The organism is Variovorax sp. 10N412, assembly GCF_056394985.1.
The window spans coordinates 1-23,490 of record NZ_JBFTIO010000030.1 but is presented as its reverse complement, the minus strand read 5'-3'; the positions used below and the strand labels follow the sequence as shown (position 1 = coordinate 23,490).

The window sequence follows — 23,490 nt, the reverse complement described above, 5'->3', positions numbered from 1 at the left end:
GACGGCATCTCTGCCAAGGTCCAGGCGCAGATCGAGCACGAGCTGGCGCTGATTGCCGAGCTGAAGTACGAACACTACTTCCTCACCGTGGCCGACATCGTGATGTTCGCGCGCTCGCGGCACATCCTCTGCCAAGGCCGCGGCAGCGCCGCGAACAGCGTGGTCTGCTATTGCACGGGGGTGACCGAGGTCGACCCGGGCCGCATGAGCGTGCTTTTCGAGCGCTTCATTTCCAAGGAGCGCAACGAACCGCCGGACATCGACATCGACTTCGACTTCGAGCATGAACGCCGAGAGGAGGTGCTGCAGTACCTGTATGCCAAGTACGGACGCGACCGGGCTGCCATCACCGGCGTGGTGATCAGCTACCGCCCGAAGAGCGCAATCCGCGACGTCGGCAAGGCGCTGGGGATGTCGCTGGAGACGGTGGATGCACTGGCCAAGGGTCACCAGTGGTGGGACGGCGGACAGGTGCGCCCCGAGCGGCTGCAGGAAATCGGCCTGTCGCTGGAATCGCTGCAGGTGCAGCAGTTGATGCACCTGACCGGCCAGCTCATCGGTTTCCCGCGGCACCTGAGCCAGCACACCGGTGGCTTCGTGCTGACGAAGGGGCCGCTGTGCCGCATGGTGCCCATCGAGAACGCCTCGATGCCTGACCGCACGGTCATCGAATGGGACAAGGACGACCTCGACGCGCTCGGCCTGCTCAAGGTCGACTGCCTGGCGCTGGGCATGCTCACCGCGATCCGCAAAGCCCTGGACTTCATCGGGCTGCGCAAGGGCTGCGTCTTCGGCATGCAGGACATCCCGGCGGAGGACAACGACACTTACGACATGATCTGCAAGGCCGACACCGTGGGCGTCTTCCAGATCGAAAGCCGCGCGCAGATGAGCATGCTGCCGCGTCTGAAGCCGCGCTGCTTCTACGACCTGGTCATCGAGGTGGCGATCGTGCGGCCGGACCCCATTCAAGGCGGCATGGTGCACCCGTACCTCGCCCGGCGCCAGGGCCGGGAGCCGGTGGTGTACCCGAGCGAGGCGTTGAAGGAGGCGCTAGGCCGCACACTGGGCGTGCCAGTGTTCCAGGAACAGGTGATGCAGATCTCCATCCTCGCGGCCGGCTTCACGCCGGGCGAAGCCGACGGCCTGCGGCGTTCGATGGCCGCATGGAAGCGCAAGGGCGGGCTGGAGCACTACCACGCGAAGATCGTCGACGGCATGACCTCGCGCGGCTACGAAGAGAGCTTCGCGAAAGCCATATTCGAGCAGATCAAGGGGTTCAGCGAATACGGCTTCCCGGAGAGCCACGCGGCCTCGTTCGCGCTGCTGGTCTACGCGAGCTGCTGGATCAAGTGCCACCACCCGGCGGAGTTCTTGGCCGCCATGCTCAACTCGCAGCCGCTGGGTTTTTACTCGCCGTCGCAGCTTGTGCAGGACGCGCGGCGGCACGGCGTCGAGGTGCGGCCCGTCGACGTGATGTACAGCGACGTGGACTGCACGCTGGAGGATCTTGATCACCAGCCCGCGGTGCGGCTCGGACTGCGCATGGTCGGTGGGCTGAAATCAAACTCGGCGGACCGCGTCGTCTCGGTGCGCGGACAGCAGGTCTTCGACAGCGCCGAGGATCTGGCGCTGCGCGCGCAGCTTGAACTGCACGAAATGAAATTGCTGGCCGCGGCCGATGCGCTCATGAGCCTGTCAGGTCATCGGCGCCAGCAGGTCTGGGAGGCTGCGGGGCTGCGCGCCGCGCCCGGGCTGTTGCGCGAGGCACCGGTCGACGAGGACTTCCTCGAACTCGACGAGGCACCCGAGGGCGAAGAGATCGTGTTTGACTACGCCTCGACCGGGTTGACCCTGCGCCGGCATCCGCTGGCCTTGCTGCGCGAGCGCCTGACCTTGCGCGGCCTGATGACCGCGCAGGACCTCGAAGGGATCGAGGACGGCGAACAGGTGAGCCATTGCGGCATCGTCACGTTGCGCCAGCAGCCCGAGACGGCCAAGGGCACGATCTTCCTGTCGCTGGAAGACGAGACCGGCGTCGTCCAGGTCATCGTGTGGAAGAGCCTGCGCGAAGTGCAGCGTCAGGCGTTGCTGGGCGCACGGCTCATGGTGGTGCATGGCAGGTGGCAGCGCGAGGGGGCGGTCAAGAACCTGATTGCAACTCGCCTGGAAGACCTGACGCCGCTGCTCGGGCGGTTGGGCGCCGCGACGGTGAGCCGGGATTTCAGATAGCCCTCCCGTCAGCCACGGGCCTCGCGCGGCCTCCGTTTCTGCCGCCGCTTGCCGGACAGTCCCAGCGGGTCAACGTTGCTTTGTCGGGCCCCGATGCATGCCGCTACGTGGGCGTTACTTTCAAGTCAACCTTTGTGGGAAGTGAAGGGCGCTCAGGGCGTCTTCAGCATCGGCAGGAGTTGGACAAGATCTGGCCAGCAGGTTGTGCGGATCTGTAAGCGGAACCGCTATCGCGTGACGGGTTGAATGCTCGGCGCGTTGGCAAGGTCCGCTTCTGCCGATTGCGCAACTCCAGCGCTCCGGCCCCGACGTTCGCAACCGACGGCGGATTCAACCTGTCGGGCAAGGGGTCGAACGATCCGGTTCTAGTTGTGGGCTTCGCAAAGCTTCCAAGCGTAGGAGACCCGCTGTCAGCCGGTAGCGCGTATTGGACATGGCCGTGTCGTCGCTGCGAGCTCACGCTAGATGCTCATGTCTGCAACGAGGAAATCCATGGAATCAAAACGAGAGAATAAGCGAGGCGACCTGGCTCGCCGCTTGATGGCGGGGCTGTTGGCGCTCATCGCCGTTAGCGTGGTGGTGGTGCTCGTGGTCTATGGGCTCAAGGATCCAAACAAGGGACTTGGGAACGTGCCGGCGGTCGGGGAAGCCACGTCACTGCGTGACAACGGAAGCCCACCCACGTCAAAGTAGCGGGCCGCGTAAACCCAAGCCGCCGCGCGCATCCGGGCGCAGATCGGATGTTCGAACTCGCATGGGGCTCACCGCACCTGAGAGGTTCTGACCATGAAGCCGATGATCGTGGAGATGACCCACGAAAGCGGGACGGATTGCGCATGTTGGTCGACCAGCGGCCAGACACCACTGGCCGAGGCCTTCGACCGACTGATCCGAGTCTTGGCAGAAACCAGGCGGACGATGGAGGCAGCGTTTTCGCAGACGCTGCCCGTGCTCACCAAGGACCCGCCACAGGTCGATGGTGCCGCCTGGCAGTGGTCGATAGAGGCGGGCTGCAGTTCGGTCCTGAACCTCTGCCATCCCGGACTCGGCTGGCTCAGCTTCCGGATGCCTGACGTGGATCTCTTCCACGAGAACCTGTCGAACGTGATCGACCAGCGGAACGCGCTGCGCCACGAATTGGAGCCGCCCGCGAGCTGAGACGCCGGGAGGCTGAAGGGCCCGTGACAACAGCCGCTCGTGCGAGATCTATTCCTGGCCTGGGTCAAACGCTCGCGTCGGCGACTGCCGACGGATAGGGCGGTATGTAACCGCCAAGCGCAAGAAAGCTCGCTACGCTCAGCATCAGCTCGATTTTCACCTGCTCGGGGCTTCGCGGCACCACGTCATAGTGGCACAGGGCGCGACCTTGTCAGCGGTCGAGGCAGCGCATGCAGCATCGCGTCCGGCGTCCTCAATTCGGCCCGGCAGATGGGCGGCAGGCCGGGGTGGCGGTGTGCGGGTTCTTCGTGCGAGACACGGAACCGGGCATCTTGGTGCACGGCATGCGTGCGTCGATCGCTTTGACGGTGTTTTTTTCCGCGGAAGGCATCCTCTGCTACCTTTACTTGAAAACGCACCTCCGTGCGGACATGGCGTCACCGCATGGTGAGCCGGCAGACCGACCTTCGGGTTCTCGCCGGGATTTGCCCGCCGGGTCGAACATCTTTTGATTGCCCCGCTCGTTCCCCTCGCCGGAATCTCGACCCCTTCCGACGGTGACGCCGTGGCTGCACACCCCGGCGCGTGCTTGCTGAAAGCTCCGGAAGCGGGCGGCTCGCCGACGATCCTGCATCGCGGTTCGCCGGCAGAATCCGCTCCGAACCCAGGGTTCGATGCCACCATCCCTTCATGACAACCTCGTTCCCCAAAATTCGCCCTGCCTCGATCGCAGACGTGAGCGACATGTTCAAGGTCAGAGCATCAGTCGTAGAAAACACCATGACGCCAGACGAGCTGTCAGCCGCAGGCGTCACACCCGAAGCCATCGCGCTGGCCGTCAGAAGCGAACCTTGCGCTTGGGTGGCGACCCTCGGTGAAGAAGTCGTTGGCTTCGCGATGGTCGACTTTGACAGTGCATGCCTCTTTGCCTTGTTCGTGCTCCCCGAACATGAGGGTTGTGGGATTGGCTCGCGCTTGACTCGGACCTGTGAACTGGCCCTGTTCGAACAGCACGCGACGGCGTGGCTCGAAACCGCCAGCGGCAGCCGCGCTGCCCAGCTCTATCGTCACCTCGGATGGGGTAACGAGACCGAGATCGGTGGGGGAGACATCCGACTGGAGAAACAACGACCCTGACTGCTTCGGGCAGCGCAGCTTGGTTGCCGTTTCACGGCCTGACGTACTTGCGGCGCCAGCGCCGGCCGGCAATTGCAGCCGGGGCAATCCCGAAGATGCGCAGTGGGGCGCCCGCCTGCAGACGCCACGCGCTCACCGCGCTGCAAAAGCAGGAATGCACCGTCCTGCTGTGCCGCAAGGGCGCACAAACACACTCAGGCAGCTGACTCTGCCCTCGTCAGAATTTTGCCCCCGGCAGTCCGCTGAACAGGTCGCGGGTGCATTTGCCCTTCGCGACATCAAATGCTCCCCCCGCCCACCCGGACTCCATGTACTCCCGTACCTCACCCGTCGTTCTGGAAAATGCCAATGCGGTACCAGTGGGGCCGCCTGAGGTGGCACGGCTGTTCGTGATCACGATCTCGTCTGCGGTCACAGAGTCGATGCGTGCCGCTGTCCGGCAGTCACCCCGACACCAACGCTTTGCATCGAGATCGATGCGAAATGTCTCGGCCCAAGGCGTTGCCGGCTTTCCGGTTTCCTTTTGCTCAGTGCCTTTGCACGTGAGGTCGTATTGGTTCGCCGCCACCGCCGAGCCGGCCGCAGAAAGAAACACGGCCGTAGCCAGCCAAGTCAACGCATTCCTCATGTCGTTCCAGTTTTTCTATAGGTTGATGAGCGAAAAGCTCAGGTTTCTGATCCGCAACCAGTCTAGGAATGGTCGCCTGAGGGGGCTGTCAGACATTTGCTCGATGACCTCTCGATCGCGGCTTTCAGAACCTGGCGCGACATTCGTCGGCACGACCCCGTTGAGCTCAACAAAGGCCGCATCAAGCTGTCCGCGAGAGCCCGTCGTCTGACGGAATTCGACGCTCTGCCGCGTTTGTCGGAAGACCTCACGGCCCGCACCCTTGGGCCGTTCGTGTGGCCTCACCCCCTCAGACAGGAAGATGGGCAAAAAGGCGAATCCAAGGATTTCTGGGATCTCTCATGAATGTTGAAACCGCCACTGCACGTCCTGGCGGGATTGAGCGCTTGGCGCGCGACCTGCCCTCGTTCTCGGCGACCAAGCTCGCCTCTGGGGTGCAGGCGGTGACTCATACCGTGATGGCACGCGGTGCAGTGGTGATCACGCGCCACGACCGGCCTTCCATGGTGCTGATGTCGGTAGAGCACTATCTGCGGATGGAGCAGGCGTCGCAGCCAAGTTTGAAAGTGCTCACGTACCGTTTCGATGACATGTTCGCACGCATGCAGGGCGAGGCGGCTGCGCAGGCCATGGCCGCTGCCTTCGCGATGACGCCCTCGGAGTTGGGCGTGGCTGCGGTTGCGCCGGCCGTTGTCCAGGCACCGCGCGACGCGACACGCCGCTGATCGTTGATGCCGGCGCAGCTCTTTGTGTTGGCCGGCGTCGACGGCGCCGGCAAGAGCAGCGTGGGCGGTGCCGCCCTGCTGCACAAGCAGATCGAGTATTTCAACCGCGATCTGGCCGCCCGCGCACTGCGCGACGCCGGCACCGGTTGGGCGGCCAACGCCTAGGTCTGGGAGATCGGGCGCAGGACGCTGGAGGGGGCGGTGGCCGAAAGACTGAATTGCGCGTTCGACATAATGCTGGACACTCGAGCGATCCACCGGATGCTGATCGACGGGATGCCACAGGGTGCAGCATGCCGCTCCCCGGGAGCCCTACAAATAAGGCAGGCCGCTATCATTCTCAAATGAAGACGTTCGACAGGAAGGCAAAGATGGACGAGATGGAGAACCTCGATTACCAAGGCTGGCATTTCCTGTGCAGTGGCGAGCAGCTGCCCTCGGGTGTGTTCCAAGCGACGGTGCGTTACAAGTCGCCACCCGACGACCAGATCCGGACTCTGGTTCTGGATCCGGAGCAGCACGACTCTGCCAGTCAGGCGCTGGATCACGCCAAAAAGCTGGCGATGAGCTGGGCTCATGAGCGAGGTGGCGATGGGCGAGGGAACAGCTGACTGACTTGGCTGGGAAGCCAGCCCCTCTCTAGTTCGATCAGGAGTAGCCCCCAGAGCCCCAGGGTCAGGTCGGGCACTCGTTAAGCTGAACTAGGAAGCTATGTTCAAGCGTCTCGTCACTCTATTTCGCCTTGAGCCGGAGCCGCAGCATCAACATCCATGCGCGAACCCCATGCCCGGCGAAGTGCCGAACATCGTCGGAGCGCGGCCAGCGCACGCTGAGACCAAGGATGCATTGCAGCGCTTCATGCACTTAGTGACCGCGCACCTGGATTCACGTGAGGGCCGACGCCTCTCCGACGCCGTGGCAACCGGTTTTGACTCGTGTGGCGACGCGGCGGAAGCGTTCGAGGACGGAGTCCTTGGCGAAGAGGGTCAGAACCTATGACCTGCGTGCAATGATGCGGCGCTACCAGGCTGACGACGCGGTGGCCACGCCAGCCGACATCGAGCGGCAGGCGACTCTGTTGAGCCGCCCGCCGCGCAGCTACAGCGAATCCGCGCGCGAGTTGGCCCGCGGTTGGCAGCCGTGATCGACTGTCCGTCCCTGGCGCTTCATTCCTTCAACGAACCAGGAGATTGTCATGACCTCGTCCAATGATCCCAAGCGCGTCCTGTTCATCGGCCAGCAGCCCGAGACCGTCGATTTTTCGGACCCGGCGCTGCCACCCGGTTTCGATGCCGCAAAGATCCATGCCGGCATCGCGATCGGCATGCAGCAGATGGCCGCTCGCGGCTGGGCCGCCGAGTTGTGCCTGGTGCCGCCTGACCACTCGGCGACCGAGCTGGTGATCAAGCAGCTCGGAGGCAAAGCCTACGATTGCGTCGTGATCGGCGGCGGCATCCGCATCCCGCCGAAGAGCCTGCTGCTCTTCGAGCAGTTGGTGAATGCCGTGCATCTGGCCGCGCCCGGTGCAGCCCTTGCGTTCAACACGACGCCCCAGGACACGGCCGATGCGGCGGCGCGAGCGCTTGAGGAATGACCCGGAGAGGCTGTCTCGGGAGTGCCTCTGCCATTGAACTGATATCGCAAGCGGGCCTGGTGCCAACCTCAGGTCGCGCATTGAGAGGCCGCTTCCAAGCGCGCCGGTGCCACAGGCTCGCGGCTCCTACGGGCCCCTTCGCGACTGTAGCCGCCGACTACCGACGGCCGGCACAGAGGAGCGCGGCAACGTTCTGTGCCAAGACGGGGTCGGCAGACCGTACCGCCAAAGTCGAAGGCTCGTCAGCGGTTGGGTCAACAGAGACGAGCTGCTCTGGCTCGCCACGAAGACCAAGCGTCAGTTCGGTCCAGCCCTCGTCGTCCGGTGTTCGACTGTTCCCGTCAGAGTCGATATTGCACCGGGCTCCCCACAGATGTGTCGCGAGTTTCCAGTACGCAGGGCGGAGCCCGGCCACGCTGATGTGCACGACGTGCATCGAGGATGATGGTTTTGAAGGTCATGTCGCCAAGGTCCGGTCGTGGCCGACTTCAGCCTTGTCTAGTTCTGAACCGTGATCCATACCGCCCGGGGATCGCATTGCTGCTCGCACGCAAACACATATACCTCGTTGCCCAGAAAGAGCACGTAGCTCCTTGTCGAGGAACTGTCCGGCTGCTCCGGTGCGCTGGGTAGCTTGGGAAATTCGAAGCCATCGCTGACCTGGCACACAAACTCCATCGGCGACCCACAGGCGCAGGTGAAGGTTTCAGCATCCTGTAGCCAGTCTGGCGCACCGCCGACCGCGATGCGATAGTTCTCGTCGGTGGGTGCATCGGCAAGTACGAGCTCAGCCGGCTGAAGGATCGGGGTGCCGGTCACGCGACGCATGGCTCGCGGTTTTTCCAATGATGCGTACCAATGGCCTTCGCCTTGCTCCCAATAGGCTGGAGGGAGCGCATCGAAGGATTCGAAGCTTGGAATCTCATTGTGCTCAGGGCACATGAGTACCGACAGCCTGCTGCCTTCAACAAATGGCAGCCCCGCCGCAACGGGGAGCGTGAACTGCAGGAAAGGAATCATCTGCCGGTTGCACTGGACACAACACGGCAGACCTTGGCCCTCCGGCGCGAGATAGACCCCGCCCACAGAGTCTTGAGAGGTCTGCCGGTCAAAGCACAAGTTGAAGAATTTTCTTGGCACGTGTCGTCTCCCAATTTGTCATCACTCTTCGCATTGAGCGAAATCCGTGTGGTGGTCAGCGTCCGAGTCCTGCCGCTCCCGGCCGAATTCAGCCCAATGTCGCGAACGGTTGGTTGTGGCCGAAGTCGGCCGGTCAGTATCGGGGCACTCTGCCCGTGTTCGCTCTAGACATTGGGGCTGTCGATGTCGACAGGCAGAACGATTCCTCGCGTGCCAAGGGCGATCATCGTTTCAGGGGAAATCTCGACGCCCTCATTGCTACCGCTCATGAACCACCCGCAGAACAAATCGACCCGGAAACAATCCGAGGGAGCCTGCCAGACACCAAGATCCGCGGTTGTTCGACGAAGTGGTTCAGACACTTGCTGACCTAATTTCTCAGACTCGACGACCTCTGCATCCAATCGCCACATCCCAATGTGCTCACGCCAACTCTACTTGGCAAATGCCACGCGTCCCCTTGGCATATGCCGCGGTCTGAAACGTTCTGAGGAGCGTCGTGATTTCGGCCGATACGACATCGCCTCTGATCACTCGAAGCGAGGCCACGGTGCGCTGGAAGATGAGCCATTTGCGAAAGGTTTCGGCGGGTCGATGGAGCGCTTGCTGCCGAATGTTGCCGGTCAATCGTCGTGTGCGTTCGCACGGGGCACCTCAGCGTTGTGCGACAGCGACGGAGGTCGACTCCTGGCCGACGAACTTCAGTGCTCCGTGCCTGCGTATATCCACATTGGCTCCGTGCGGCCGGCTCGCTCAAAGCCAAGTTGCTTGTAGAACTCTACGGCCAGGCCGTCTGCCGTGAGCATGAGTTGATGGAAGCCCCCGTATTTCGCCAGCAGTGCTTCCATCATTTGTCGGCCGATACCGTACCCATGCAACCGAGGCAGCACAAGCATGTGTGGAAAGTACACAACCAAGTGTCCGTCAGAGATCGCGTTTCCGAGTCCGACAAGCTCGCCCGCGACACGCGCCGTCACCAGAGAATGAGACCCTCTCAACGCGGCTAAGAGCCGCGCCGGCTTTTCTGCGGACGACCAATTATTGGCTTGATAGAGCCCGATGACTTCCTGTTCTTCAACGAGGTCATCGAGCGAGATCCTCACATCCACAGTTGGTCTCCTGGTGCACCTTGATGCAGCCACGCCCGGCGAATGTCTTGGACGACTGGCACAGGCCGACTTCAGTCCGTCCTGGCGTGCATCCGCAGCACTGCGAGCTTAAGTCGTTCGATTAGCTTGGCCCAAGTCGATTCATTCTCTGAAATACGCATCGGTTGTCCCGCAGGATTGAAAAAAAAGGTAGAGAGTCACCACGAGCGACCGCGCCTGGCCGGTGTCGGCTGTCAATCGCATTCTGCATGCGCTGTGCCGTGCCTAGCCGCAGCGCCGATCGGGCACTGTTCATCACGGGCCAGACCGTCGGAGCGTGCGGCGGCTTCGCGATGATTTAACGCGACGCGACGCGGCGCCTGCGCTGCGAGCGCCGGCGTTGCTTGCCGGCGTCGACGTGCGTGCCGGCCTGCAGGGGACTCAACCGAACCTCGGTTCCTGCAGGGTTAGGTCATGACGAACGGCTTGCGCCAAGCCGAGAAGCGACGGTCCAAGCTCCCGCGCGATCTCGGCGATCGAATCGCGCGTCGAGAGGCTGACATTCAACGTGTAGATCGAGCCTTCCACTTCAAGCGGCGTAGCCAGCGCGACCACTTCAGGCTGCCAGGAGGCGGCACAAAAACCTCTTTCCTGCACGTCGGCGCATGCCTGCTTGATCTCGGTCTGAATGCTCTTCCAGTGCACGCGGCGTCGTGAAAGAAGCTGCATCAACTGGGCCCGGGGCCGCGGCGCAAGCGCGGCCAGGTACGCGCGCCCGAGCGAAGTGAGTTCCATCGGCACGCGCTGGCCAGAAACCACGTGGCGCAGCGCCGCACGCTTGGCGTACCGGATGGATTCCAGGTAGACCATCTCTTCTCGGTCGGGCGCAGCCAGCCCCACGTTGATGTGGCGCTTCCTGGCCAGCTCCAGCATGCGCGGAGCCGCCGCCTGCAAGACGCGCGACGCGGTTCGCATCGCATGAGAAAGGCTCAAGACCCCGGGCGCCAACCGGTAGGCACGCTCGGCCTTGTCGAGCTGCAGCATGCCGCTGCCGACGAGCGTCTGTGCGAGCCTGCTCACCGTGGCCTTGGAGAGGCCCGTGCGCTCCGCCAGTTCCCCATTGCCCAGCAGCTCCGACCCGGGACGAAACGCGCGAAGGATCTCTATCCCCCGTTCCAGCGAGCGGTTCGCGGGCGATCGACCGGGTTTGTGGTCGAGGAAAAAGCGGGCTTGATCGGTCATGGTGTGGGCTTCCGAGGTCTTGCGAGCAGCGAATCATCATACGGAAATTCCAAGCAATGGAATTGGCATCCCCGAATTCGATTACTTCCTCCTAAAGTCTGCGCAACCCATCCGTGGCGTAGCCAAGAACGTCCGCGACCACAAAGGGATTCAACACTTGGTTCTGGAGACAAAAGATCATGGCTGCTCATTGCTTGCGCCGACTGCGCGCGCTTTTCTTCCTCTTCGTGGGCCTCGCGGCCTTCGGCGCGGCATTCGCGTATCCAGACAAACCCATCCGGTTCGTCGTGCCCTTCGCGCCCGGCGGAGGCACCGACCTGATCGCCCGCACGCTGGGCGCGGAAATGTCCAAGGATCTCGGGCAGCACGTCATCATCGACAACAGGCCGGGCGCGGGAACGCTGATCGGCACGGACAACGTGGCCAAGAGCGCGCCGGACGGCTACAGCGTCGTGGTCGCCTCTTTCGCCCATGCCGTCAACCCGGCGCTGCAGCCCAAGCTTCTCTACGGCAGCAACAAGGCTTTCGCACCGGTCATCCTCATCGGTCGCGGCCCCAACGTGCTGGTCGTGCGCCCCGACAGTCCCTATAAAACCGTGGCCGACCTGCTCGCTGCCGCGAAGGCCAATCCCGGCAAGCTGACCTATGCATCGCAAGGCGCGGGCACCTCCGCCCACCTGGCCGGCGAGATGCTCGCCAACCTTGCCAAGGTCAAGCTCACGCACATTCCCTACCGGGGCGCAGGTCCCGCGCTGACCGATCTGCTGGGCGGCCAGGTCGACATGATGTTCGCCACCGCGGCGGCGGTGTCCAACTTCGTCGACGGCGGCAAGCTGCGTGCGCTGGGCGTGACCACGGCCGAGCCCTCGCCGGCCTTCAAGGGCGTGCCGGCCATCGCCGCCAGCGTGCCGGGCTACCTGGTGGAGAGCTGGTACGGCCTGTACGTGCCGGCCGGTACGCCCTCCGCAGTCATCGAACGCCTCAATGCTGCCGGCGGCAAGGCCGCCCGTGCCCCGGACTTCGTGCGAAAGATCGAGCACGAAGGCCTTGTGATCAACGCCGGTGCGCCCGCCGAACTCGACAACTACGTGCACACGGAAGAAGCGCGTTGGGCGCGCATCGTCAAGGAAAACGGCATCAAGGCCGATTGAACGGCGGCCATCGGTCGCCCAGGAAAAAGCACATGACATACACCTTCATCGAATTTCAGGTGACGGACGCCATCGCGACCGTGACATTCAACCGCCCGGACAAGCGCAACGCCATGAGCGACGACATGCGCACGGAATTCATCGACGTGCTGGAGCACGTGGCCGCCGACAAGGCCATCAGGGCCATGGTGCTGACCGGTGCGGGCAAGGGCTTCTGCGCGGGTGGCGACATCAGCGGCATGCAGAAGCGCATGAACGCACCGGCAGGCGAGGTGGGGTTCAACGGCTGGCAGCGCCAGCAGCGCGTGCACCACGTGCAGGCCTTGCTTCACACCATGCCCAAGCCTGTGATCGCGGCGGTCAACGGGGCTGCCTCCGGGCTGGGGGCGGACACCGCGATGGCCTGCGACTTCATCATCGCCAGCGAATGGGCCAGCTTTGCCTGGAGCTATGTGCTGCGCGGCATCATTCCCGATGGCGGCGGCATGTACTTCCTGCCGCGCCGCGTGGGCCTGCCCAAGGCCAAGGAGCTGATCTTCACCGGCCGCCAGGTCAAGGTGGAAGAAGCCCTTGCGCTGGGCATCGTCGACCGCAAGACGAGCGCCGAGACCTTGCTGGCCGACGCCCAGGCGTGGGCTGCCGAGTTGTCGTCCGCGTCTTCCACTGCGCTCGCGCTGACCAAGACCATCCTGAATCAGAGCTTCGAGCTGACCTCGCACGACGTGTTCGCGCAGGGCAGCCAGGCGCAAGGCATTTGCTACACCAGCAGCGAGCACCGCGCGTCGGTCGAAGCGTTCCTGGCCAAGACGGCCGCGAAGGACTGATCCAATGAACGATGCCATCGCCAAGCTGCTGTCGCCACGCAGCGTCGCCGTCATCGGTGCTTCGGCAGACCCGAAGAAAACCACCGGCCGCCCCGTGGCCTATCTGCAGAAGCACGGCTATGCAGGCCGCATTCTGCCGGTGAACCCCAAGGTCGAGCGCATCGGCGAGCTGCCGTGCTACGCCGACATCGCGTCGCTGCCGGAAGTGCCCGACGTCGCCGTCGTGCTGCTGGGAGCCGAGCGCGCGTACCAGGCCGTGAAAGAGCTTTCGGCGCGGGGCTGCGCCGCCGCCATCGTGCTGGCCAGCGGCTACACCGAAACCGGCGAGGAGGGCGCGCGGCGCCAGCAGCAACTGGTCGAGGCGGCCGGCGCGATGCGCATCCTGGGCCCCAACACCATCGGGCTCGTCAACCTCACGGACAAGATTGTCCTGTCGCCGTCCGGCGCGCTGGAGATGGATGAGTTCCAGGCCGGCGGGATCGGCGTGGTCTCGCAAAGCGGCGGCATTCTGGGCTCGTTGCTGTCGCGCGCCGCGGCGCGCGGCATCGGCCTGTCGAAGCTGATTTCCACGAGCAACGAAGTCGACCTGGAGCTGGCCGACTTCATCGATCACCTGGCCGAGGACCCGGCCACCAAGGTGATCGCGCTCTACGTCGAAACCGTGCGCGACCCCGCGAAGTTCCGCGCGGCCTGCCTGAAGGCCGCCCGCATGGGCAAGCCGGTCGTGGCTTTCAAGATCGGCCGCTCGGAGGCGGGCGCCAAGGCCGCTGTGTCCCACACCGGTGCCATGGCGGGTGCCGACACTATGTATGACGCGCTGTTCAGGCAGGTCGGCGTGATCCGGGCGCGGAGCTTCTCGGATCTGCTCGACATTCCCGTCGCACTGTCCACGGGCCGCAAGCTGCGCGGCGGGCGCGTTGCCATCCTCACTTCCACCGGAGGCGCCGGCACGCTGGTGTCGGACGACCTGGGCGTGGCGGGCTTAGAAACGCCTGCGCCCGACGAGGCCACCGCCAATGCGCTGCGCGCGCTGCAGAGCGGCAGCGAGGCCGTGCTGGACCGCAACCCCATCGACGTGACGCTCGCGGGCCTGCGCCCCGACCTGTTGCGCGGCGCCATCAACGCGCTGCTGGCAAGCCCGAGCTACGACGCGCTGGTGATCATCGTCGGCTCTTCCAGCCTGGCCATGCCCGAACTGCTGGCCGGTGCCATCCAGGAGTGCCTGCCGAACTCCAACAAGCCGGTGATGGCCTACGTGAGCCCGCATGCGCCCGAGGTGGGCGCGCTGCTCACGCAGCGCGGCGTGCCGGCCTTCACCGCAGCCGAGAGCTGCACCGCCGCGCTGGCCGGCATGCTGCACGTGCAGCGCTTCGTCGCGTCCGTGGAAGACGCCGCGGCCCTGCCGCCGGTGGAGGTCGGCGAGCTGCCCTCGGGTTCGCTCGACGAGGCGCAGGCCAAGCAGTTGTTCTCGCGCTTCGGCGTGCCCTGCGCCGCCGAACGCGTGGTCGCTTCGCCCGCCGAGGCAGAAGCCGCCGCGCGCGAACTGGGTGGGCGCGTCGTCCTCAAGATCCTGTCGTCGCAGCTCACGCACAAGAGCGACGTGGGCGGCGTTGCCGTCGGGCTGGACGGCGACACCATCGGCGAGCGCATCGGTCGCATGGCCGCAGAGGTGAAGGCCCGCACCGGCGTGCGTCCGCAGCGCTTTCTGGTGCAGGAAATGGTGGCGGGAGGCACGGAACTGATCCTGGGCATGCACCGCGATGCGCTGGGCACGGCCATCCTGCTGGGCATGGGCGGCGTGACGGCGGAGCTGTTCAAGGACACCACCATGCGGCTGCTGGCGCAGGACGCACAAGGCCTGAAACCGCTTGGCCGTGCCGAGGCGCTGTCGATGGCGCACGATCTCAAGACCTGGCCGCTGCTCGATGGTTTCCGTGGACGCCCCAAGGCAGACGTGGAGGCATTGGTCGACGCGATCGTCGCCTTCTCGCGGATGGCGGCGCAGCTTGGAGAGCGGTTGGTCGAGGCCGAGATCAATCCTGTCTTCGTGCTGCCGCAGGGGCAGGGCGTGCGCGCCGCCGACGGCGTGGTCGTGCTGGCCTGAGCGACATGCCCGGTTCATCTTTTTCTCTTCTTCTCGAACCGATCGGACATTCCGTGTACGCCACCGAAGTATTCGCCCGCTACGCCACCGAATTCCGCCAGGCCCGGTTGGACGACGAGGTGCTGCACCACGCCAAGCGCGCCGTGATCGGCTGGCATGCGGCGCTGTTCCCCGGCCTGGAAGTTGCGCCCATGCCGCAGCTTCGCGCGCTGCTTGCCGACGACCTCGACCGTGGCCGTGCGCGCCTGCCCGATGGCCGCCCGGCACCGCCGCGCGTGGCTGCCCTGCTCAACGGCACGGCGGCCCACGCGGCCGAGGTGGACGACAGCTTCCGCGATGCCATGTACCACCCCGGCGCGGCCACGGTGGCAGCCGCGCTGGCCATCGCGCAGGACCGAGGCGCCGGAGGCCTGGACTTCCTGCGCGGCGTGGTGCTCGGCTATGAGGTCTCTACCCGCATCGGTGTGGCGATGGGGCGGGCGCACTATCGCCATTGGCACAACACCGGCACCGTGGGAACCTTTGGCGCGGCCGCTTCCGCTGCCGGCCTGCTGGGGCTGCACGGCGCGCCCTTCGCCCACGCGCTGGCCACGGCCGCCACCTTTGCGGCGGGGCTGCAGCAGGCCTTCCGCATGGATTCGATGTCCAAGCCCCTGCATGCGGGGCGTGCTGCCGAAGGCGGCGTGCTCGCCGCGCAACTGGCCGTGCAGGGCGTGACGGGCTCGCTGGACGTGCTCGAGGGGGAGGCGGGCTTCGGCCGTGCCATGAGCGACGGTCCGGACTGGTCGGCGGTGGGCGACACGCTGGGGCGCGACTTCCACATCACCCGGCTGACCTTCAAGAACCACATCGGCTGCGGCCATACCTTCGCCGCCATCGACGGGGCCCTGGAACTGGCGCGCCGGCATGGCCTGCGGGCCGCGGACATCCGAAGCGTTCACGTGGCCACCTATGGCCCCGCGCTGGACATCGCCTGCTACGAAGATCCGCGCACCGAGAACGAGGCGCGCTTCAGCCTGCGCTTCGTGGTGGCCACGGCGCTGGTGCATGGCAGCGTGCGGCTCGCGGCGTACACGCCCGACCGGCTGGCGGATGCCGACACGCGCGCGATGATGGCGCGCATCACGGCCGTGGTCGATCCGCAGATCGACGCCGTCTTCCCGGGCCGCCGCTCGGCCCGGGTGGAGATCGAGACGATCGACGGCCAGCGCCACGCCTGGCTGCAACCCGATCGCAAGGGCGACCCCGAGCTGCCTCTGTCGGACGCGGAGCTGGAAGACAAGCTGCTGGAACTGGCTGCGCCGGTGATCGGCACCGAGCGCGCGCGGACGCTGATGCGCAACATCTGGTCACTGGAGCAGGCGGGCGACCTGCAGGGACTGGGAGGCTAGGTCGCGCAGGCCGGTTTCGCAGCCATGCATCGGCACCTGATGACGAATAGGCGAAAGACATAGCGGCTATAGCAGCTGTGTGCTCACCCTTGATCTTGTTGTCTGAAAGACTTCGGGCATGGATACAAAAAAACACTACCGCACAAGCGGCGATGCCTGCCCGCCGTGGCGCGCAATCTGACCACCAGTCCGTCGGCGCGCAACGGTACCGAAGTTCACATCGGGTACGCCGACGAGGGCCACGGCGCTTCGATCCGCATCCTTCCTTCGCTTGCCCGCTCAGGCCGCGACTACGACGAGGTCGCAGCCATGCTGATGCTTGAGGGCTCCAGGGTCGTGCGCCCCGAAGGTGCGGCGGGGTCTTCGGCTCATCTTTGCTCGAATCTTCACAGGCGAGGTCCTCGCCAGCAGGCGCGGTTTCCACACTTGTCGGAATGTTCAGATCTCCGGGGCAAGCACGCTAGCCGTCTTCTGCATATAGCTCGTGAAGCTGTCGAGCGCCGGACCTCGGCCGTGGTGCGGAACAAGAAGGCCGATCGGCCGAAAAGGAAAACGCTGGGTCCACGAGATTTCTGCGAGCAGGCCGGACGCCACACCACTTCGCACGATGCTGGCGGGAACGAAGCTCAGCAGATGCTGTTGCGAGAGCAGGCTCGAGAGCATGGTGGCTGAGTTGGTGACGACACCATGCGTCTTTATCGGCGTTGGGGCGTGCGCGAAGAACGTATCGAATGCTTCCCGCGCGGCCATCGATGTCGGCGTCACGAGCCAGGTGGCGGCCATGAGGTCCGACATTGTCACGCGGCGCTTGCGAGCGAGCGGATGGGCATGACCCGCGACGATGGCAAACCGGTCTGGCCATAGAGGGGTGAAGGACCATCCATCGGGTAGGACAGCAGGTGCACGGCAGAACGCGCAGTCCACGTCACCGTCTGCGACCAGTGACGCTTGTCGGGATGCGTCGGCCTCCTGCAGATGCACAAGCACTCTCGGATGCAACTGGGTGAAATCATGAACCGTCTTGCCCAGGTGACTTTCGATGGCGGCCGAGATGGCAGCCACCCGGACCACCTCGTTGGCGCCTTGCGCCAGCGCAGCAGCTTGCGTGGCAGCGTCATCCATGATTCCAAGCGTTCGGCGGGCGAGTGGCAGCAACTGTGTGCCCGCTGGCGTCAGGGCCATGCCTCGTGCATGTCTCAAGAACAGCGTGCATTCGAGCAAACGCTCCAGTTCGGCCAGCGCTTGCGTCGCGGACGGCTGGCTGATGCCCACGGTCTCGGCAGCGCGTTTGACCGTCTGCACCTCTGCCACCGTGACGAAGACGTGCAGGTGGCGCAATCGGGCGCGGCTCAGAAGGCGGTTGCGAAGGGTCGTGGCGGAGGTACGCATGATGGCGACGAGCGAAAGATCGTCCTGGCTATGGTATTGGATTCGCCTATACCGCCGCGGAATATTTGATTAGACGCCTATTCCCGAAGCTTCGACACTGGCTGACGTCGCACCGCACGAAGGATCAGTAGCCTGGCCAGTGGCCACGCCACTGAGCCGAGATCCTTCGCCCATCAAATCTTGCCGGCTTTCACCGGCGCCTGGAGACTGCATGAAGCGCCACCTCACTCGCCGATCGCTGCTGATCGCCATCACGGTCGCCACCGCTGCCCCCCTGGCCTTGGCACAGGCTTACCCTGACAAGCCGATCACGCTGGTCGTGCCATATCCCGCCGGCGCCTCGGTGGATCGCATCGGTCGCACCCTTGCGGTCGAACTTGGCAAGCGCCTCCACAGCACCGTTGTGGTTGAGAACGTTGCTGGGGCCTCCGGCACCATTGGCGCCAAGAAGGTGCAGCGGGCGCCGGCCGATGGGTACACGTTGCTTTTGGGATCGGTCAATGACTTGATCGTCGGGCCTGCGGCGCTCAAGTCGGGCTACTCGGTTCGAAACTTCACGCCCATCGCCAAACTGTCGACGAACAGCACGGTATTGGTGGCCCACACCGGGCTCGCTGCCAGCAACGTCGACGAGCTGACCGCCGTGGTCGCTCGGGCCAAGGAGCCCTTGCTTCTAGGCGCCACCGGGGTCGCGATGATTCAAACCATAGGCGGAACGCTCGTTGCGGAGGCCGCAGGATTCAAGGTCAGCCCGGTCGTCTACAAGGGAGGCGCTCCGCTGCTCAACGACCTGATGGGCGGCCAGGTTCAAGTTGGCACCATGGCATTGACGGGAGCCTTGCCGATGATCCGGGCCGGCAAGCTCAAGGCTCTCGGCATCATCTCGGCACGGCGAGATCCGACCGCGCCTGAAATTCCGACGGTGAATGAGAGCAAGGCGGTCAAAGGCGCCGAGGCAGATCTCTGGACAGGCTTATTCGGCCCCGCAAACCTCCCTTCTCCCGTGGTCGCGCGGCTGGCGGCAGCAATGAGGGAAGTGCTGGCAGACCCGACGTACGTAGAGGGTGAGTTCAAGGCCGGCAGCATCGCTTCAGAACCCGGCGATCCGAAAGCCTTCCAGCAGTACCTGCAGCGCGAAGAGTCACGCCTGAGCCCCTTGTTGGCGAATCTGAAAGTCGAATGATGAGCGCTCTTGAACAGCGGCCGCTGCAACGCGTCGAGATCGCCGGTGGCATAGACATCCACTATGCCGAGGAGGGCTCGGGACCGACGCTCGTTTTCGTCCACGGCGGAATGGGAGACTGGTCGTCTTGGGCGCCGCAGTGGGCGGCCTTCACACCGCATTTCCGCTGCATCACCTACAGCCGACGCTACAGCAGCCCGAACCAGAACACGATCGACAGCCGGAGCCATTCCGTGATTGCTGAAGCGCAAGACCTGTCAGCTCTCCTCGACCGCTGGCACGCCGCGCCGGCCATCTTGATCGGCACCTCCTACGGCGCATTCACAGCTCTCCAGCTCGCTTTGGCGCATCCAGGCAAGGTTCGCGCCCTCGCTCTGACCGAGCCTCCCGTCCTGCCGTTTGCCGACCGCAGTGAAGGAGGCCGCGATGCGAGGCTGCGCTTCCAGCGAGAGGTGATGGACCCTGCCGCCGAGGCTTTCGCGGCGGGCGAACGTGAATCGGCAGTACGCCTGCTCACCGAGGGCATCAATGGCTCTGGCCCCGGCGAATCCAGCACCCCTGCAGGACGCGAGCGGCGGCTGCGCAATGCAGAGGCGATGCGCGCGCTCTTGATCTCATCGGAGCCATTTCCCTCACTCGACGATGACGCGCTGCGGCAATTCGATGCGCCGACACTTCTGCTACACGGCGAGCGCACGCTGGAAGTGCATCGCGCCACGACCATGGCCTTGTCCCGTTTGATGCCTCAGGCGCAACTGCTGCAAGTACCGGACAGCGGACACGGCGTGCACCGGGACAACCCGGCTGTCTTTAACGCAGTGGTGCTCGACTTTCTGCGGCGCCACGTCCTTGATGGTCGTTGATCGGGTGGCGTCCGGCCCCCCGGCCAGTGGTGAACCGTCAAGGGGTCATTCGCAGATTGAGCCTGTGCATCGTAGCTATGCATGCGATGGGGCCGCGGGCTGGATGCCATTTGCAGTGGTGTTGCCAGCTCGTCAGGGCCTCGGTTCGCTGGACTGAGTTCCGCGGCGTCCAGCCATAGGCCGTTGCACGCACGCAGGTGAGCCGGACTTTGGATGGAGGACCATGGGGCCGGGCCGGCGGCGGCGGGCGTCCCACCTGGGGGCTCATCTTCACAGGAATTCTCGTCGGCGTCGGCACGGCGCTCGGCGTCGCCTCATGGTTTGCTCGTGGGTACAGAGTGCTCACCATCGATGCGCGGCTGCGCGAGGCGATTCCCAGAAAGGAGCTGTTCATGCACTACCAGCCGATCGTGGACAACCTTACCGGCGAGACCGTGTCAGCAGAGGCTTTGATGCGCTGGCATTCGGTGGCATGGCGAACTTGTCCATAAATGCGAGCGTCTGTGTCTTCAACGCTGGATCTCTCATGGGCTCTGGGAAGTTGGTTCGCGTGAAACCGGGAGTGCCACCGCTCGGCCTCGGGCCCGGTGTCAGCTGACCGCAACTGCGCCGTCGATCAGGGCTTGACCACCGCCAGGTTGAACGGCCGTGCTCCGATGTAGTACGGACTTCCGAGCAAAGGCGTCAGCGCGCCCGTGAGCGGATTGACACGCGTCAGCGCGAGCGTGATCGTGATGAAGTTGCCGACATACGCCAAGTCACCGGTCGCGTCGAAGGTCGTGTACAGGGGACCATCGCCGGTATTGGCTTGGAAGGTGTTGCCTGGCAAGCTGGTGAGCACGCCAGTGCCCGGGTTGATGCCGAACACCAACAGCGGGCCGTTCTCGCCCGCACTTGCATAGGCATAGGTGCCCGCCGGATTGACCGCGATCGCGCGCCACCCGAAGGTCGCGTCGGCGCCGGCGAAGGGGCTGCCGGCCATGGGCGTGAGCGCGCCGGTGCCAGGATCGATGTTGAATCCAGAGATGCTGGCTTCGTCGTTCGCCACGTAGGCGAAGGCACCGCCTGGGTGGACCGTGACAGAACGAGGGCTACCGGTATTCGCGAACGGGCTGCCCGCAAGCGGGGTGAGCGCGCCGGAGGTTTGATCGATGCGGTAGCCGGAGACGTCGCCTCCGTTCTGATTCGCGACATACGCGAAGGTGCCTGCCGGATTCATGGCGATGCGGATCGGAATCGCGCCCGCTGCGAACGGGCTTCCCGTCATGGGCGTGAGCGTGCCGTTGGCCTGATCGATCGCATAGCCCGACACGCTGCCGCCCTGCTGGTTGGCCACATAGGCGAAGGTACCGGCCGGATGGATGGTGATGGCCCCAGGCTGTGCGCCCGCCGCGAAAGGACTGCCGGAAAGCGGCGTGAGCGTGCCGTTCGACATGTTGACGCGATACCCGGAGACATCGTTGGTCGCTTGGTTGGTGGCATACAGGAAGGTGCCGCCCGGCGTGGTGGCGGTCGACACCCAGCGAGGGTCCGAGCCGGCAGCGAAGGGGCCGCCGGAAATCGTCTCGAAGGCGCCGGTGTTGGTGTCGAGACGGTAGCCCAGCACCCGGTTGTTGCCATAGTCCGGCACGTAGATGAACACGGGCTGCGGCGTCGTCGCGCAGGTGATGTCGACATTGGTGACGTTGGCCATGACATTCGCCCCCGAGCCGCTGCCGACCGTGCAGGTCTGGCCCGCAGGCTGTGCATTCACGGTGACGCTGTAGGCGCTCGACGACGCAACCGGTGTCGCGAAGACGAATGCGCCGTCGGCATTGAGCACGAGCGAATCGGCACCGTTGTTCTGCAGCGTGAGCGTGCCGCTCAAACCACTGACCGTGCCGCCGATGGTGTAGGTATGGGTAGCGCAGAGAATGTTGATGTTGGAAACATCGGCCCCGATATTGAGCTGCAGGCCGTTCGTCACGGTACAGGTCTGGCCGGAGGGCTGGGTGCCGACCGTGACATTGCTGCCGCCGTGCCACGCGACCGGCGCGGCGAAGACGAAGGCGCCATTGGCGTTGACGGTCTTCGCGTCGGTGCCATTGTTCAGCAGCGAGAGCGTGCCGGTCAGTCCGAAGACCGAACCGCCGACCTGGTAGGTCAGCGCGGAGCAGGTGACGGCGATGTTCGAGACGCTGGCAGCGACGCCTGCGCCAGAACCGTCGGACACTGTGCAGGTCTTGCCGTCTGGCTGCCTGCCCACCGTGACCGCATAGGTGCTGGCGACAGGCGTCGGAAACGTGAAGTTGCCATTGGCGACGACCGTGAAGGCGTTGGTGCCGTTGAGCAGCAAGACGATCGAATCGCCCGCCGTCAGTCCGGTGGTCGTGCCGCCGATGTTGTATGCCGTGGTCGAGGTGATGACGGCACCGCTGCCCGGCGTGACGGGGAGCGTCACCCGAACCAGCGGGCCGATCGATCCGGGCGCCTGCAACTGGACGCTCGTCGGCGTGGCGGTCAGCGGATAGGCATCGAAGAAGCCGTCGATGCCTCGGCCGTCCGCCACGAACGGCGTCGTGCCTGGATCGAAGGTGGACGTATCGACCCCATGGTCACTCTGCAGCCGTTGCAGCAAAGGTGCGATCAGCACAGACGTTCTCGCTTGCTGGTACTGCGCCGGCGTGACCTTGGGCAGCAGCGCCAACACCTGCGCATTGCCGACGAGCACCGCTGGGTCGGTGACGAGGCTGGCGGCCGCGTACGAAATCAGCGTGGTCAACGGATCGATGTTGATCACGCCGCTGATCACCGGGGAACCCTGGGGCGGAACCGCGAGCGCAACGAGCGAGGCGCCTGCAGGAGTCGTGTAGTTCTGCAGCGAGACGGCGGCGGACCCCGGGGCGCAGCGCGTGGTGTCCGCGACGTAACTGCCGTCGGCGGCGGTTGTCGCAGAGGCGCAGACCGTGCCTGTCGCATCCTTGACCTGGACGACCTGCCCACCGACGGGCTGCCCATAGGCCACAGTGCCTCCGATTTTGTAGGTGACGGGCGAGTTCGGCGCGGCAGGAGGGGCGGGCGCGCCAGCACCCCCGTCGCTACCGCCGCCACAGGCAGCGATGGTCAGCGTGAGCAGGGCGCAGGCCACGAGGCCAAGGATTTTGCGGGGTTGCATGGGTGTTGGTCAGCAGCATGGAGGGCACCCACGCGCCTGCGCCATCGTGTTGGTTTTGAATGTCTCAAAGTGTAACGTGGCGACGCGTGATTCGTCGCAATCAGGCTGGTTGTTGAATTCCATCGACCTCTGACCCTGAATTTCCATTGAATACTGACCCACCCGCTTTGTGAGCTTGAAGGCTTCACGGTGTGGATAAGTGCTTGGTGTTCTCCTTTTTAGGTTGGGGTGTGTGGATCTGCCGCAGATTGCGCCGCTGCTTCCGCGATTTGGTGGCCTCGATCGCGAGCCAGCTCGCGAGCTTCTCGGGATAGGGATCAAGCTTGCTTGAGCTCGTTCGCTTGGCGTAGCGCGGCATTTCTTCGCCCGCTCGCAGGTACTTCTTTACGGTGTTGCGAGACAGGCCTGTACGCCTGGCTATCTCGCGGATGGACATCTGCTCGCGCAGGGCCCAACGTCTGATGACACTCAATGTCGCCACGTCTAT

At 64.6% G+C, this 23,490-nt stretch carries 23 protein-coding genes and 1 pseudogene; 17 read left to right on the top strand and 7 right to left on the bottom strand.

Going from position 1 to position 23,490, the window contains the following annotated elements:
• The 3 genes from AC1DJH_RS32535 to AC1DJH_RS32525 form a co-directional block, all read left to right on the top strand.
• The coding region (locus tag AC1DJH_RS32535; protein ID WP_478188538.1) for an error-prone DNA polymerase at window positions 1–2,232 on the top strand (2,232 nt) is incomplete at its 5' end.
• Window positions 2,233–3,018: 786 nt separating this feature from the next.
• Window positions 3,019–3,390, top strand: a complete 372-nt coding sequence (locus AC1DJH_RS32530; RefSeq protein ID WP_478188537.1) for a hypothetical protein — start codon at window positions 3,019–3,021, stop codon at window positions 3,388–3,390.
• Between the two features lie 690 nt (window positions 3,391–4,080).
• A complete protein-coding gene (locus tag AC1DJH_RS32525; RefSeq protein ID WP_478188536.1) occupies window positions 4,081–4,527 on the top strand; it encodes a GNAT family N-acetyltransferase in 447 nt (148 codons plus the stop codon).
• A 217-nt stretch (window positions 4,528–4,744) separates the two neighbouring features.
• Here the strand turns inward: AC1DJH_RS32525 and AC1DJH_RS32520 are convergent, their stop codons facing one another.
• Window positions 4,745–5,155 (bottom strand): hypothetical protein, encoded by a 411-nt coding sequence (locus tag AC1DJH_RS32520; protein ID WP_478188535.1) that lies wholly within the window; start codon window positions 5,153–5,155, stop codon window positions 4,745–4,747.
• Window positions 5,156–5,251: 96 nt separating this feature from the next.
• On the opposite strand from AC1DJH_RS32520, the gene AC1DJH_RS32515 reads away from it, so the two are divergent.
• The 7 genes from AC1DJH_RS32515 to AC1DJH_RS32485 all read left to right on the top strand — a co-directional run bounded on the left by AC1DJH_RS32515 (window position 5,252) and on the right by AC1DJH_RS32485 (window position 7,474).
• Entirely contained in the window at window positions 5,252–5,500 is a 249-nt protein-coding gene (locus AC1DJH_RS32515; RefSeq protein ID WP_478188534.1) for a hypothetical protein, read from the top strand.
• The gene (locus AC1DJH_RS32510) at window positions 5,497–5,880 is read left to right on the top strand and encodes a hypothetical protein (protein ID WP_478188533.1); all 384 of its coding nucleotides are present in this window, start codon (window positions 5,497–5,499) and stop codon (window positions 5,878–5,880) included. The genes AC1DJH_RS32515 and AC1DJH_RS32510 overlap by 4 nt, the downstream gene beginning before the upstream one ends.
• A gap of 6 nt (window positions 5,881–5,886) precedes the next feature.
• A complete protein-coding gene (locus AC1DJH_RS32505; RefSeq protein WP_478188532.1) occupies window positions 5,887–6,045 on the top strand; it encodes a hypothetical protein in 159 nt (52 codons plus the stop codon).
• A gap of 179 nt (window positions 6,046–6,224) precedes the next feature.
• On the top strand, window positions 6,225–6,491 hold the full coding sequence (locus AC1DJH_RS32500; protein ID WP_478188531.1) for a hypothetical protein: 267 nt from the start codon (window positions 6,225–6,227) through the stop codon (window positions 6,489–6,491).
• Window positions 6,492–6,591: 100 nt separating this feature from the next.
• The gene (locus AC1DJH_RS32495; protein WP_478188530.1) at window positions 6,592–6,879 is read left to right on the top strand and encodes a hypothetical protein; all 288 of its coding nucleotides are present in this window, start codon (window positions 6,592–6,594) and stop codon (window positions 6,877–6,879) included.
• 10 nt (window positions 6,880–6,889) lie between these two features.
• Window positions 6,890–7,024 (top strand): hypothetical protein, encoded by a 135-nt coding sequence (locus AC1DJH_RS32490; RefSeq protein ID WP_478188529.1) that lies wholly within the window; start codon window positions 6,890–6,892, stop codon window positions 7,022–7,024.
• 51 nt (window positions 7,025–7,075) lie between these two features.
• Window positions 7,076–7,474: a hypothetical protein gene (locus AC1DJH_RS32485; RefSeq protein WP_478188528.1), complete on the top strand. Its 399-nt coding sequence runs from the start codon at window positions 7,076–7,078 to the stop codon at window positions 7,472–7,474.
• Between the two features lie 498 nt (window positions 7,475–7,972).
• Here the strand turns inward: AC1DJH_RS32485 and AC1DJH_RS32480 are convergent, their stop codons facing one another.
• From AC1DJH_RS32480 to AC1DJH_RS32470, 3 genes are all read right to left on the bottom strand, one after another.
• Window positions 7,973–8,614: a hypothetical protein gene (locus tag AC1DJH_RS32480; RefSeq protein ID WP_478188527.1), complete on the bottom strand. Its 642-nt coding sequence runs from the start codon at window positions 8,612–8,614 to the stop codon at window positions 7,973–7,975.
• Between the two features lie 701 nt (window positions 8,615–9,315).
• The gene (locus AC1DJH_RS32475; RefSeq protein ID WP_478188526.1) at window positions 9,316–9,723 is read right to left on the bottom strand and encodes a GNAT family N-acetyltransferase; all 408 of its coding nucleotides are present in this window, start codon (window positions 9,721–9,723) and stop codon (window positions 9,316–9,318) included.
• 420 nt (window positions 9,724–10,143) lie between these two features.
• Window positions 10,144–10,944: an IclR family transcriptional regulator gene (locus AC1DJH_RS32470; protein ID WP_478188525.1), complete on the bottom strand. Its 801-nt coding sequence runs from the start codon at window positions 10,942–10,944 to the stop codon at window positions 10,144–10,146.
• Between the two features lie 179 nt (window positions 10,945–11,123).
• Between AC1DJH_RS32470 and AC1DJH_RS32465 the strand changes: the two genes are divergently transcribed.
• Genes AC1DJH_RS32465 through AC1DJH_RS32450 form a run of 4 tightly spaced genes read left to right on the top strand, consistent with a single transcriptional unit; the run spans window position 11,124 to window position 16,414 of the window.
• Window positions 11,124–12,095 (top strand): tripartite tricarboxylate transporter substrate binding protein, encoded by a 972-nt coding sequence (locus AC1DJH_RS32465; RefSeq protein ID WP_478188524.1) that lies wholly within the window; start codon window positions 11,124–11,126, stop codon window positions 12,093–12,095.
• A 32-nt stretch (window positions 12,096–12,127) separates the two neighbouring features.
• A complete protein-coding gene (locus AC1DJH_RS32460; RefSeq protein ID WP_478188523.1) occupies window positions 12,128–12,919 on the top strand; it encodes an enoyl-CoA hydratase/isomerase family protein in 792 nt (263 codons plus the stop codon).
• Window positions 12,920–12,923: 4 nt separating this feature from the next.
• Window positions 12,924–15,023, top strand: a complete 2,100-nt coding sequence (locus tag AC1DJH_RS32455) for an acetate--CoA ligase family protein (protein WP_478188522.1) — start codon at window positions 12,924–12,926, stop codon at window positions 15,021–15,023.
• A 53-nt stretch (window positions 15,024–15,076) separates the two neighbouring features.
• Window positions 15,077–16,414 (top strand): MmgE/PrpD family protein, encoded by a 1,338-nt coding sequence (locus tag AC1DJH_RS32450; protein ID WP_478188521.1) that lies wholly within the window; start codon window positions 15,077–15,079, stop codon window positions 16,412–16,414.
• A gap of 438 nt (window positions 16,415–16,852) precedes the next feature.
• Here the strand turns inward: AC1DJH_RS32450 and AC1DJH_RS32445 are convergent, their stop codons facing one another.
• A complete protein-coding gene (locus AC1DJH_RS32445) occupies window positions 16,853–17,803 on the bottom strand; it encodes a LysR family transcriptional regulator (RefSeq protein WP_478188520.1) in 951 nt (316 codons plus the stop codon).
• Between the two features lie 211 nt (window positions 17,804–18,014).
• Between AC1DJH_RS32445 and AC1DJH_RS32440 the strand changes: the two genes are divergently transcribed.
• The 3 genes from AC1DJH_RS32440 to AC1DJH_RS32430 all read left to right on the top strand — a co-directional run bounded on the left by AC1DJH_RS32440 (window position 18,015) and on the right by AC1DJH_RS32430 (window position 20,340).
• Window positions 18,015–18,986: a Bug family tripartite tricarboxylate transporter substrate binding protein gene (locus AC1DJH_RS32440; protein ID WP_478188519.1), complete on the top strand. Its 972-nt coding sequence runs from the start codon at window positions 18,015–18,017 to the stop codon at window positions 18,984–18,986.
• Window positions 18,986–19,849 carry an alpha/beta fold hydrolase gene (locus AC1DJH_RS32435; protein ID WP_478188518.1) on the top strand — a complete coding sequence of 288 codons (864 nt, stop codon included), beginning with the start codon at window positions 18,986–18,988 and terminating at the stop codon, window positions 19,847–19,849. The genes AC1DJH_RS32440 and AC1DJH_RS32435 overlap by 1 nt, the downstream gene beginning before the upstream one ends.
• Before the next feature lie 338 nt (window positions 19,850–20,187).
• A complete protein-coding gene (locus AC1DJH_RS32430; RefSeq protein ID WP_478188517.1) occupies window positions 20,188–20,340 on the top strand; it encodes an EAL domain-containing protein in 153 nt (50 codons plus the stop codon).
• A 125-nt stretch (window positions 20,341–20,465) separates the two neighbouring features.
• On the opposite strand, the gene AC1DJH_RS32425 is transcribed toward AC1DJH_RS32430, so the two are convergent.
• Both AC1DJH_RS32425 and AC1DJH_RS32420 read right to left on the bottom strand, forming a co-directional pair.
• Entirely contained in the window at window positions 20,466–23,003 is a 2,538-nt protein-coding gene (locus tag AC1DJH_RS32425) for a beta-propeller fold lactonase family protein (RefSeq protein ID WP_478188516.1), read from the bottom strand.
• 232 nt (window positions 23,004–23,235) lie between these two features.
• Window positions 23,236–23,490 (bottom strand): annotated as a pseudogene (locus AC1DJH_RS32420) (helix-turn-helix domain-containing protein); the annotation flags it as partial.